The sequence below is a fragment of the Psychrosphaera haliotis genome, from assembly GCF_009728465.1.
Taxonomy (GTDB): domain Bacteria; phylum Pseudomonadota; class Gammaproteobacteria; order Enterobacterales; family Alteromonadaceae; genus Psychrosphaera; species Psychrosphaera haliotis.
In genome coordinates this window covers 161,133-174,329 of sequence record NZ_WOCD01000005.1, presented here as the reverse complement: position 1 = coordinate 174,329, position 13,197 = coordinate 161,133, and the positions used below count along the sequence as shown (strand labels likewise).

8 protein-coding genes are annotated in these 13,197 nt (G+C 40.9%); 6 read left to right on the top strand and 2 right to left on the bottom strand.

The annotated features are described in order from the left end of the window. The first annotated feature begins 134 nt into the window (after positions 1-134). The 6 genes from ndk (at position 135) to GNP35_RS11270 (ending at position 7,018) form a co-directional block, all read left to right on the top strand. Positions 135-566: a nucleoside-diphosphate kinase gene (ndk, locus tag GNP35_RS11295; protein WP_155696217.1), complete on the top strand. Its 432-nt coding sequence runs from the start codon at positions 135-137 to the stop codon at positions 564-566. A 207-nt stretch (positions 567-773) separates the two neighbouring features. Beyond that, positions 774-1,970, top strand: a complete 1,197-nt coding sequence (gene rlmN, locus GNP35_RS11290) for a dual-specificity RNA methyltransferase RlmN (RefSeq protein ID WP_155696216.1) — start codon at positions 774-776, stop codon at positions 1,968-1,970. A 32-nt stretch (positions 1,971-2,002) separates the two neighbouring features. Beyond that, positions 2,003-3,907, top strand: coding sequence for a type IV pilus biogenesis/stability protein PilW (gene pilW, locus GNP35_RS11285; RefSeq protein ID WP_155696215.1), 1,905 nt, complete (start codon positions 2,003-2,005; stop codon positions 3,905-3,907). Next, positions 3,907-5,079: a RodZ domain-containing protein gene (locus tag GNP35_RS11280; RefSeq protein WP_155696214.1), complete on the top strand. Its 1,173-nt coding sequence runs from the start codon at positions 3,907-3,909 to the stop codon at positions 5,077-5,079. Before pilW ends, GNP35_RS11280 begins: the two co-directional genes overlap by 1 nt. Positions 5,080-5,095: 16 nt before the next feature. Then, on the top strand, positions 5,096-6,199 hold the full coding sequence (gene ispG, locus GNP35_RS11275) for a flavodoxin-dependent (E)-4-hydroxy-3-methylbut-2-enyl-diphosphate synthase (RefSeq protein ID WP_155696213.1): 1,104 nt from the start codon (positions 5,096-5,098) through the stop codon (positions 6,197-6,199). Positions 6,200-6,331: 132 nt separating this feature from the next. Then, positions 6,332-7,018, top strand: a complete 687-nt coding sequence (locus GNP35_RS11270; protein ID WP_230961421.1) for a peroxiredoxin-like family protein — start codon at positions 6,332-6,334, stop codon at positions 7,016-7,018. Between the two features lie 87 nt (positions 7,019-7,105). Here GNP35_RS11270 and GNP35_RS11265 read toward each other — a convergent pair whose 3' ends face one another. Together GNP35_RS11265 and gltB are read right to left on the bottom strand one after the other, a co-directional pair. After that, positions 7,106-8,512: an FAD-dependent oxidoreductase gene (locus tag GNP35_RS11265; protein WP_155696212.1), complete on the bottom strand. Its 1,407-nt coding sequence runs from the start codon at positions 8,510-8,512 to the stop codon at positions 7,106-7,108. A 9-nt stretch (positions 8,513-8,521) separates the two neighbouring features. Beyond that, positions 8,522-13,024 carry a glutamate synthase large subunit gene (gltB, locus tag GNP35_RS11260; protein WP_155696211.1) on the bottom strand — a complete coding sequence of 1,501 codons (4,503 nt, stop codon included), beginning with the start codon at positions 13,022-13,024 and terminating at the stop codon, positions 8,522-8,524. Positions 13,025-13,197: the final 173 nt, after the last annotated feature.

The window sequence follows — 13,197 nt, the reverse complement described above, 5'->3', positions numbered from 1 at the left end:
GGAGCACAACCTAGTCGCTACATTATGTTATCGAATGATAAATATAAGCAAACATATTTTTTTTAATAAAGTTCGCGTATAATTCGCGCCCAGAATTCAGAATCTTTAATTTTAATTTATAATGGAGTTTAACCATGGCGTTAGAACGTACTTTTTCAATCATTAAACCAGACGCAGTAGCTAAAAACGTAATCGGTGCTATCTACAACCGTTTCGAATCTGCTGGTCTACGTATCGTAGCATCTAAAATGGTACACCTTTCACAAGAGCAAGCTGAAGGCTTCTACGCTGAACACAGCGAACGTCCTTTCTTTGGCGCTCTAGTATCTTTCATGACTTCTGGTCCTGTTATGGTTCAAGTTTTAGAAGGCGAAAACGCTGTTCTTAAAAACCGTGAAATCATGGGTGCTACTAACCCTGCTGAAGCACTAGCTGGTACTTTACGTGCTGACTACGCTGCATCAATCGACGAAAATGCGGTACACGGTTCAGACGCTCCTGAGTCAGCTGCACGTGAAATCGCTTACTTCTTCTCTGCAGACGAGCTATGTAACCGTACTCGTTAATCTTTGCAGATTAGTTGATAATAGAAAGGGACTTTAGCTTGCTAAGGTCCTTTTTTATATTTTTGCTGTGACTTTTTAACTTTAACTTTAACTTTCGTTTTTGCAATGTGCCTTTTACTACAAAGTGTTAATCAGGGTATATCGCAAAAACAATGTACGCGTGTAATAACGCATCTTAATAACGATACAAGTTACATAGAGGTAAATATGTCTGTAGAAAATGTTCAAACTAACGATCAAGCCAATGCTCAAGCCAATGCTCAAGTCACAACCGTGACACCAAAGGCTCAAAAGAAATTTAACTTACTAGATTATGATCGCGACGCAATGCGTCAGTTCTTTAAAGATGAGTTTAACGAAAAATCATTTAGAGCCGACCAGGCGATAAAGTGGATTTATCAAATGGGTCAAACAGACTTTTCTGAGATGACTAACTTCTCTAAAGCACTTCGCGCTAAGTTAAATGAAAAATGTGAAGTTCGCGCACCGGAAATTTCAGTTCGCCAAGAATCTACAGACGGTACTATCAAGTACGCAATGCTATTAGAAGGCGGACAAGAAGTAGAAGCAGTTTGGATCCCAGATGGAGACCGCAGAACCTTATGTGTATCTTCGCAAGTTGGCTGCGCATTAGAATGTACTTTTTGCTCTACCGCTCAACAAGGTTTTAACCGTAACTTAACCGTTGGTGAAATTATTGGTCAGGTTTGGCGTGTTGCTCAAGATATTGGTTGGGACGGACAGTCAACTAATCGCGCAGTAACAAACGTGGTAATGATGGGCATGGGCGAACCACTTTTAAACGTTAAAAACGTAGTGCCAGCGATGGAATTAATGATGGACGACTTTGCATTTGGTTTATCAAAGCGTCGAGTGACAATTAGTACATCTGGTGTTGTTCCAGCGTTAGACTTATTGAAGACAAAAATTGACGTAGCCTTAGCAATTTCTCTTCATGCGCCAAATGATGAACTAAGAGACATTCTGGTTCCAATTAACAAAAAATATAACATCGAAGAGTTCTTAGCATCATGTCGTCGTTATATTGATGGCTCTACAGCAAACAAAGAGATCACCATTGAGTACGTTATGCTAAATGGCATTAATGACTCAATGGAACAGGCTCGTGAATTAGCGCAAACGTTAAGAGGCACGCCATCTAAAATTAACCTAATCCCATGGAACCCGTTCCCGGGTGCGCCATATGAAAAATCTTCGAATAGTCGTGTAGATAGATTCGCAAAAGTAATGCAAGAAGAAGGTTATACCTGTATTGTTAGACGTACTCGTGGCGACGATATTGATGCCGCGTGTGGGCAGTTGGTGGGTGATGTGGTTGACCGAACAAAACGTTTGTTAAAAAAACAGATGAAAGGTGATTCAATATCAGTCAAACTGGTTTAGTTAATAATAATAATAACTAAAAGAAGTGGGTTATGGGACGAATTCTATATTTGCTTTGCTGCATAACATTGTTATCAGCATGTGTTACGGAAAAAACATTTATCGACTCAAAAAAACAGGTACGTAGTTTTGAGTTTGATCGAGATGAAGCAGCTCGTACCCGCTTGATTTTAGCGCTTAGCTATTTAGAAACGAACCGTTTTGAACAGGCTAAGTTTAATTTAGAAAAGGCGCTAGAGTTTAATCCTGAACGCGCCGACGTCAATTACAGTTTGGGTTATTACTACCAAATGGTTGGCGAAATGGAAATTGCCGAAAAGTACTATCTTGAAGCAATAGACCTAGAGCCTCAAAATCCAGATACATTAAACAACTACGGTACATTCTTATGTAATGTAGGCCAGCTTGATAAAGCGGCGGTTTATTTCAAAAAAGCCATCAATATTTCTAAGTACACTCGTGCCGCTGACAGTTATGAAAACTTAGCGATATGCGCGTTGTCAAATGACCAAATTCTTCAAGCGCAAGAATACTTTGAGATGTCTTATAAGCACAATCCAAGTCGTGCCTATAACCTATTATCTTTGGCAGGCATTAAGTACGCAACCGGAGATTTAATAGCTGCACTAAATTTTTACACTCGCTTTAACCGCATTGGTCAGGCAACACCGCGAAGCCTTCTACTAGGTTATATTTTAGAAACGAAGCGAGGCCGACTAAATCAAGCCAACCAATATGCTGATCAAATTATTGCTAATTTCCCTGAAAGTAATGAAGCATTATATATAACCACCAAAACGGTGATTAATAGTGAATTTGAGCAGCTTCGCTTAAAGTATCAGGCGAAACATAACAATTCGCCAAAAATTAAAATCACTCGAAAGACAGCCAGCAACTCATTAGTAAAACCTAAAAAAGTAAACACGCCGAGTAAAGCGACTTATCAAAGTAAACCAGGCGGCAGTGCATTAGCGTTGCCAACGGTAATTGCTACAGCGGTAAAACAAGTGGCTACGCAGTCAGAGTTTGAAGCTGAATTACAGCAAAAAGTAGCGATGTTTTCTAAACCGTTAACCGATACAGAGTCTGTTAGCTTGCCAGCGGAAGTTAAGTCTGCCGTGGTGATTAGACAAGAGGCGCCATTGCCAACGGAAGAAATTTTATTAAAAGAAGTGGCCAGTGCAAAATTAGTTAACGATCGCGCAACAACAGTTAATAACCGTGAGTATACAAAAGTACAACCGGTTAAACTTATTGTACCGACTTATGAAGTGCAACTGGGCGATAACTTATACCGTATTTCGGTGACTTTTAATGTAAAGGTAGAACGATTAGTCGCTTGGAATGCATTATCTAAAGCGGAAGTCAGTGTAGGCCAAACACTATTTGTGGCAGACCCAGAGCCTTATGTAGTACTTCAAAAAGAACAACAATTGTCAGATGTAGCAAAACAGCAAAAAGTTGAACTAGAAGCACTATTGAGATGGAATAGCCTAGACCAAGATGGTTGGTTAAAAGAAGGTCAAAAAGTCTTAGTTGCTGATCCTTCATGGTATACCACTCGTCAACAGGCAGATGCAATGGCGGGACTTGGAGAGCCAATTGCAGTAGATAATGCGACTATCACTATACCTACGCATAAAGTTAAATCAGGCGAATTTTTATATAAAATATCAAAAGATTACAATGTGAAGTTAGATTCACTGATTAAGTGGAATAATCTAACATCAAAAGCTAAATTAAAAGTTGGCCAAGTTATCTACGTTGGAAACCCAGATGTGTATTACACATTGCCGCAAAGCCAGAGTATGGAGCTTACGGCAAAACGCATAGGTATTAACGTTCAGCAGTTAAAAGATTGGAATAATATAGACCAAGATGGTGTCTTATCAGCAGGGACCAGGTTATTGAAAGTGAATCCGGAGCAGTATCAATAATGAAAGACGAAAATCAAATCGATTTAGTAGATGAAACATCAACGACAGAAGTTCAAAAAGAGTCAGTAGGACAAATATTATCTAGTGCGCGTGTTGCGCAGGGCATTAGTTTAGAAGACTTATCTGAACAAATTAGAGTACCAATGAAGGTGCTTGTTGGTATTGAAGCTGATGACATCCCAAATACGTTACCTGAAACTTTTATCAGAGGTTATATTCGCAGCTATGCGAAAAAGGTTGGTGTGGAAGAGTCTCGAGTATTAATAGAGATAGAAACTACGGCGGCAAGTTCGCCAGACGCAATGGCCATGCAGTCATTTTCTAAGCGTAGCAAGCGTAAAAAAGTTGAACGCAGATTAACAATTATAAGCTGGTTAATTTTTATTATCTTAGGCTCGGCATTGGTTATTTGGTGGTATCAAACTAAAGGGATTGAAATGCTTAACCCTGCAGAGCCAACCACTAAAGTTACTGAAAGTGAAGATAACGCCGTTCAAGATCTTAATACTTCTGAGTTAACTCCAGCTGTAATGGAAGAGTCTGAAGGTGATAGCAAGATTGAAGAAAATGGAGACTTAGCAGCATCTCCTTCAGAGGCACAGACGGATGATTTTCCAGCAAGTGCATTAAGAGTTCAAAAGCCAGAAGCTCAAAAAACAGAAACTCAAAAATTAGAAGCTCAACAAGCTGATGTTGAGAATACTTCAGTAAACACAACCAATGTAGTTACAGAAAACCCTGAGAACACAGTTGCACAAAATGTGAATCAAGAAGTTGCAGCTGCAACTCAAACGCTTGAAGCAGCGCAACAGAAAACGGTTAATACTGATGAAGAAGCTGGCGTAAAACCAGTTCAATCGCCAATTGTTTTGAGCGATGAAGAAAAACGTTTGTTAGCCGAAAACGGTGAAATAGACGAAAACGACTTTATTAGAGTTGAATTTAAGTTTGAACAAGAGGTTTGGGTAGAAGTTTATGACGCTTACGACGAGCGTATTGCAATTGGCAATAAACCAGCAGGTTACCTAATGAAATTGAACGCACAAGGCCCATTCAGAGTATTACTTGGCAGCACTTATGGTGTCACTATTTGGGTGAACGATAAAGAATACGACATTTCAGAATATCCAACTAATCGAGTTGCTCGATTTGATATAGACACACAACAGTAAAAGAGAATAGATAAAGATGTTTGGTGAAAACCCGATTAAAAGACGTAAATCCACCCTAATTATGGTCGGCGATGTGCCGGTTGGGGGAGATTCGCCGATTGCAGTTCAATCAATGACAAACACCGACACAAATGATGTTGCGGCAACCGTAGATCAAATTAACCGTATTCAAGCCGCAGGTGCCGACATTGTTCGCGTATCTGTGCCTACTATGGATGCTGCGGAAGCCTTTAAAGAAATTAAGAAACAAGTTTCTATTCCTTTGGTTGCTGATATTCATTTTGATTATCGTATTGCCCTCAAGGTTGCTGAGTATGGCGTTGATTGCCTTCGCATAAACCCAGGTAATATTGGTAATGAAGAACGTATTAAAGCCGTTATTGATGTAGCTAAAGAAAAGAACATTCCAATTAGAATTGGTGTAAACGGTGGTTCTTTAGAAAAAGACATTCAAGAGAAGTATCACGAGCCTACTCCGGAAGCTTTAGTTGAGTCAGCGATGCGTCATGTGGAAATTCTACAACGTCATGACTTTCATAACTTTAAAGTGAGTGTAAAAGCGTCGGATGTTCATTTGGCTGTTGGCGCTTATAGATTGCTTGCTCAAAAAATTGATCAACCTTTGCATTTGGGCATTACCGAAGCCGGTGGCTTTAGATCTGGTGCAGTAAAATCTGCAGTAGGTTTAGGTATGTTACTGGCAGAAGGCATTGGCGATACAATCAGGATTTCATTGGCTGCTGATCCAGTTGAAGAAATTAAAGTTGGCTTCGATATTTTAAAGTCTTTAGGTATTCGTTCAAGAGGCATCAACTTTATTGCTTGTCCTAGTTGCTCACGTCAAGAGTTTGATGTGGTAGGAACGATGAATCAGCTAGAAGAACGATTAGAAGACGTTGTAGAGCCGGTTACAGTATCTGTAATTGGTTGTGTGGTAAATGGTCCTGGTGAAGCATTGGTCTCTGACCTAGGCCTTGCTGGCGCGAATAAACGCAGTGGTTTTTATATCAATGGCCAGCGTCAGAAAAAACGTATCGACAATGACAATATTGCAGAGCAATTAGAGTCTGAAATACGAGAGTTTATTGCGAATAAGATCCAAGTCGAAAATATTGAATAAACTTATCTTTTAGTTAAAAAAATCAGACATTAGTGAAATTACTTTCGGTAATGTAGGGTCTAGTAAAATAACCGGATGCACTTCTTTGGAAGTGCATTTTTATTTTTAAAGGAAAACCCTTACAGGAACACTATGAAAAAACATTTGATTCAATCTCTACTATTAGCAGCTTCTTTTTTCATTTCGTCTTTTTCAGCTTTTGCACAAGCGGCCAATGCCAATGGCATAGCCAATAGCATTTCGGAAGTTAGGCCAACCTTACCAGGCATGATTATCCCTAATACTTGTGTAGAAAGTAGCGATAAAAGCAAAGTCTGCACTGAGGCGCTATTTGCTGAGAAACCAACGGTACTCGTTGTATATCGAGGCGGGTGGTGTCCTTATTGTAATGCTCAGCTTAATAGAATGAAGTCTATTGAGTCGGCACTTGAGTTTTTGGGTTTCCAAATCGTCGCTATTTCGCCTGACAGTAATAAAAATATTGCAGAGCAGCAGTCTCGAGAAGAGCTAGCTTACAACCTACTTGCTGATCCTAAGTTAGAATTAGCGAAAAACATGGGTTTGGCGTATTTCTTAGATAAGAAAACAGAAGAAAAGTATCGCGATAAGTTAGGTGTGCCATTTATTGATATTGATGGCGATTCACGTGTAGCGCTGCCAGTACCTGCGGTTTATATTATCGATCAGCAAGGCAAGGTTCACTTCCAATATGTTAACCCTGATATATCTGTTCGTTTAAGTGAAAACTTACTATACACAGCAGCGTCAGAAACAATGAAAGTGATTAACAAAGTAGAGCAAAAAAAAGCGAATAAATAACTTTTAAGCTAGGTTATTATTGATGGCAAGGCTTATTATTTAGCCTTGCGCATCAAGCATCAAGCATCAAGCATCAAGCATCAAGCATCAAACCTCTAGCATATCCATTATTCCAGCGGCCGCATCTCGGCCTTCTGCAATGGCTGTAACGACTAAATCTGCGCCTCTGACGATATCGCCACCAGCAAAGATTTTGGGGTTACTGGTTTGATAAGCAAATTCGCCATTAGCGTTTGCTTTAATGGTATTCCAATCTGTTAGTTCAACACCAAAAGGGCTCAACCAGTCAAGCGACAAAGGTTGAAAACCAAAGGCAATAACCACTGCATTAGACTCCAATATAAAGTTGCTGTCAGGCACTGCTTCAGGTCGTTGACGGCCATTAGCATCGGGTTTACCTAAGGCTGTTTTTACAAACTCTACGCCGCAAGCTTCACCTTTTTCATTTACTAAAATGTCTAGTGGCTGTGAATTCCAAACAAACTGTACACCTTCCTCTTTTGCATTTTTCACTTCACGGCGAGAACCAGGCATACTCTTCTCATCTCTGCGGTACACGCACTTAACGGACTTAGCTCCTTGGCGAATAGCAGTACGAACACAGTCCATAGCCGTATCGCCACCACCAAGTACAACAACATCTTGGTCTTTGAAGTCTATTTCTAACGGGCCTTTTTTCATGACGTGGCGAGTATTGCTAATCAAGTAAGGCAGTGCATTGTAAACACGCGGTGCTGACTCATTAGTAAAGCCACCTTTAAGGTTTTTATAGGTGCCTACCGCTAAAAATACTGCGTCATATTCATTGATTATCTTATCTAGTGAAATGTCTTTGCCCACTTCAGTATTCAGTACAAATTCCACACCCATTTCTTCAAATACGTTACGACGGTTTATCATCACTTCTTTTTCGAGTTTAAATGCCGGTATGCCATAAGTAAGCAGACCGCCAATTTCATCGTATTTATCGTAAACCGTTGCAGATACTCCATTGCGAACCAATACGTCGGCACATGCAAGCCCAGCCGGACCAGCACCGATAACTGCGACCTTTTTGTCCGTCTTAATCACATCTGTAATATCTGGTCGCCAACCAAGCTCAAAGGCCTTGTCCGTAATGTATTTTTCGATACTGCCAATAGTCACGGCACCAAAGTCATCGTTCAGCGTGCAGGCGCCTTCACATAAACGGTCTTGAGGACAAACTCGTCCACATACTTCAGGAAGGCTGTTTGTTTTGTGGGATAACTCAGCTGCTTCAATTATTTTGCCTTGATTGGCTAACTCCAACCACTGAGGAATATAGTTGTGAACTGGGCACTTCCATTCGCAATATGGGTTGCCGCAGTCTAAACAACGATCGGCTTGGCCTGCAGCTTGATCTTCATCTAATGGTTTATAAATTTCTATAAAGTCAGATTGCCTAATTTTAAGAGGCTGTTTTTTGGGGTCGATGCGTTGGACATCTACAAATTGATAAATATTTTTATTCATAATTCAGTCCTACATCGCTTCAATGCGTAATTCGTTTGACGAACGCTGTCTGTGGCCTAATAAAAGGTCTACATCCACTGACTTAGGCTTCACAAGTTTGAACTTGTTATGCCATTGTGAAAACTCACTTAATATCTCTAATGAACGAGTACTTTGTGTCGCTTCGTAATGATCGTTTATTAAGCCTCTTAAGAACTCTATATGTAATTGGTTTGGAAGTTTTAAGGCTTCAACGTGTTGTGGGTTTATTTTTTCATCTAAAGTGCCATCTTCATCTAGAAGGTAAGCGAACCCTCCCGTCATACCTGCACCAAAGTTAATGCCTACTGATCCTAAAACAACGACAGTTCCGCCCGTCATATATTCACAGGCATTTTCACCTGCACCTTCAATTACGGCATTTGCACCTGAGTTTCTAACGGCAAATCGCTCACCTGCACAACCAGCAGCTAATAGTTTTCCGCCTGTTGCGCCGTATAAACAGGTATTACCCATAATGGCAGACACATGACTTAAGTAGGCAACACCTTGCGGAGGATGAATAACAATAGTGCCTCCCGTCATGCCTTTACCAACATAATCGTTGGCGTCGCCGGTTAATTGTAAATTCACGCCGCCAGCATTCCAAACTCCAAAGCTTTGGCCTGCAGTACCTACAAAGTTTAGTTTTATAGGATCGCCAGCCATGCCTTGGTTGCCATATTTTGCTGCTACTTCGCCTGATAATTGTGCCGGAACGGAACGGTCAGTATTGCGAATAGGGTAACTAAACTCGCCTCCGCTACGTGCTTTTAATACGGCTTTAGTATCCGCAACAATTTTACAGTTTAGTTCAGCGGTATCCGCTGGGATATTGGCCTCAAACTGATAAAGAGGTTGTGCGCTATTTAACGTCACTGAGTCTAAAATGTTTTGCAGGGCTAAATTTTGTTGTTTAGCGGTTTGACCCTCAATTATCTCAAGTAAGTCGGTACGACCAATTAAGTCCACTAGGTTAGCAACACCAAGTGACGCTAAGTGTTCTCTGGTTTCGCTGCCGATGAACTTAAAGTAATTTTCGACCATTTCAGGCAACCCAATAAAATAACGTTGCCTTAATGTTTGATCTTGTGTTGCAACACCTGTTGCACAGTTATTTAAATGACATATACGTAAATATTTGCAGCCCAAGGCAACCATAGGTCCCGTTCCAAAACCAAAAGTTTCAGCGCCAAGAATGGCTGCTTTTACAATATCGAGTCCGGTTTTTAAGCCACCATCCACTTGTAGTCGTACTTTATGACGTAGTCCATTCTCAACTAAAGCTTGATGCACTTCTGCTAAACCAAGCTCCCAAGGACAGCCTGCATGTTTTACAGAAGTTAGAGGGCTTGCACCTGTACCGCCGTCAAATCCAGAGATAGTTATTAAATCGGCGTTGGCTTTAGCGACACCTGTAGCAATGGTGCCAACGCCTGGCTCAGAAACGAGCTTCACAGAAATTAATGCTTTAGGGTTTACCTGCTTCAAATCAAAAATTAGCTGCGCCAAATCTTCAATCGAATAGATATCGTGATGTGGCGGTGGAGATATTAATGTCACACCAGGAATTGAGAAGCGTAACTTGGCGATTTCTGGGCTTACTTTTTCTCCAGGTAACTGACCGCCTTCTCCGGGTTTTGCACCTTGAGCGACTTTAATCTGAATAACTTCGGCATTTCTTAAATAATGAGGCGTAACACCAAAACGGCCTGAAGCAATTTGTTTTATTTTAGAGTTTTTAACGGTGCCAAAACGCTTAGGATCTTCACCACCTTCACCTGAGTTAGAAAATCCGCCAAGTCTGTTCATTGCCACTGCGAGTGCTTCATGTGCTTCAGGACTTAATGCTCCGATAGACATAGCGGCAGAATCAAATTTTGGGAATAGGTTTTCTACAGGCTCTACTTGTTCTAAAGGAATAGAGCTGGAAGAGTTTAATTTAAACAAATCTCTAAAATGACTGGCAGGTCGATTATTTACGGCATCGGCGTAAGCTTGGTAGTCGCTGGTATTGCCGCTTTGCACTGCTTTTTGTAAAAGTTGTACCACGTCTGGGTTATAAGCGTGATATTCGCCGCCGTGAACATATTTTAAGAACCCGCCATGCTCTAATTCTTTGCGAGCTAACCAAGCGTATTTGTTGAGTCTAGATAAGTCTGATTGCACATCCACAAACTCTGCACCGCCAATTCGGCTTACAATGTGAGGGAAGCACATAGACATGATTTCAGATCCAATGCCAATAAGCTCAAATAGGTTAGAACACCGGTAGCTTGCCACCGTTGATATGCCCATTTTAGACATGATTTTTAACAAGCCTTTATTGAGACCTTGGCGATAATTAATCATGGCTTGTTTGGCGTTGAGTGGTATATCGCCTTTTTGAACATATTGCTCAACGGTTTCATAAGCTAAATATGGATAAACAGCGGTAGCGCCCAGACCAATAAGCACAGCAAGTTGATGAGAGTTACGCACGCCACCAGTTTCAACAATAATATTGGTATCACAACGCAGTTGCTGAGTAACAAGTGTTTCTTGCACGGCGCCAATAGCGAGAGGTGCTGGAATAACAAGTTGATCTTTAGTGGGGTTTTTATCGGACAAAGTAACAATAACCGTCTTGTTTTCAGCCACGCTGTGCGCCACTTTTTTACATAGGCCCTGTATTGCTGACTTTAAATCAAATTGTTCGGCGTTAAAGCAAAGTGAAAACGTTTCTGAGCGGTAATGCTCTTGATCATACTCTTTAAGTTGTTTTATATCGGTATACATCAATACAGGTGAATTGAATAAAACACGGTCAGCATATCCTGAGGTTTCAGCAAAAACGTTTTGTTCTCGACCAATACATGTTGCCAACGACATAACATGACTTTCTCTAAGAGGGTCTATTGGTGGATTGGTAACCTGAGCAAATTGCTGACGAAAATAGTCGTAGTAGTCTCTAACTTTTTGGGACATCACGGCCATTGGCGTATCATCGCCCATGGAGCCTGTTGCTTCTTGTCCGTCACAAGCGAGTACTTTGATGACTTGTTCTATTTCTTCGTAAGTGTAATTAAACAGTTTATGCAAAATACGTTGTTGTTTATCGTCATATAAACGAGTGCCAATTTGATCCGCAGGGTAGTCTTCAAATGGAATAAGTCGTCGAATATTTTGTTCAAGCCATTCGTTATATGGATGTCGGTCTTTTAAATCATGATCAATTTGGTCTGAATACCAAACTTTACCGTTGTAAGTGTCAACGGCGAGCATTTCACCTGGACCAACACGCCCTTGCTCTATTACTTCATCGGGTGTGTAGTCCCAAATGCCAGACTCTGACGCTAGGGTTAGCAGTTTATCTTTGGTAATAATGTATCGGGCAGGGCGTAAACCGTTCCTGTCCAAGTTACAGGCGACATGTCGACCATTGGTAATGACTATTCCCGCAGGGCCATCCCAAGGCTCCATGTGCATAGAGTTAAACTCGTAAAAAGACTTTAGCTCTTTATCCATGTGTGGGTGTTTTTGATAAGCTGGTGGAACTAATAGTCGCATCGCCCTGAATAAATCCATGCCTCCGGCTAAAAAGAGCTCAAGCATGTTATCTAGCGACGCGCTGTCACTGCCTTGGTAATTAACAAAAGGTGCAGCATCTTTTAAATCGGCAATCAGAGGAGAGTGGAATTTATATTCTCTAGCTTGCGCCCATTGTCGGTTACCCTTAATTGTATTGATTTCGCCATTGTGAGCTAAGAATCGGAAGGGTTGAGCTAGTTTCCATTGAGGCGTTGTGTTTGTTGAAAAGCGCTGGTGGAAAACACAGATGGCGGTGGACATTCTAATGTCCGCGAGATCTAAGTAAAAGTCGGCAAGATCCTTTGGCATGACCAACCCTTTGTATATGGTCACCAAGCAGCTAAGGCTCGGAATATAAAAGTCTGGATCGTGGATCATTTGTTGTTCTATTCGACGCCTTGCCATGTAAAGTCGTCGTTCAAAGTCCTTTTTACGCCAGCCTGGAGGTGCATTTATAAAGACTTGTTGAATATCCGGTAAACTTTGACTTGCGATTTCACCAAGAACCTCATTATTGGTGGGAACCTGACGCCAGCCTACAATCTGTAGCGTTTCTTTTTCTAACTCTTTAGTGATAATAGCAATGGCTTGCTGCTTTAAGACAACGTCGGTACTGAAGAAAATATTGCCGACGGCGTATTTTTTGCCAAGACGCCATCCATTTTGTTCGGCAATTGCTGAAAAGAATTGATCGGGCTTTTGCATCAACAAGCCACAACCATCACCGGTTTTTCCATCGGCTGATACACCGCCACGATGTTGCATTCGAGCCAAGCTAGTAATAGCCGTTCGAACTATCTTATGGCTAGGTTCACCTTCAAGGTGAGCGATTAGGCCAAACCCACAATTGTCTTTTACCCAATCTTCATTATGTAAAGTTGTTTGATTGCTCGTTTTGATTTTATTGTTATTGTCGTTGCTCAAAATTAACCTCACAAGTGCGACCCAATGCGCAAATATCTAAATTAGTATAGTCATAAATTAAAAGTACTAATGTTCAGGCTTGTTTAAATGCATCGATATAGCGGGTCGTGATGAATATAAATTCAATAATTGTAAATAATCTATCCTTGCGAAGGTTTTAAATCAAGTGGAAA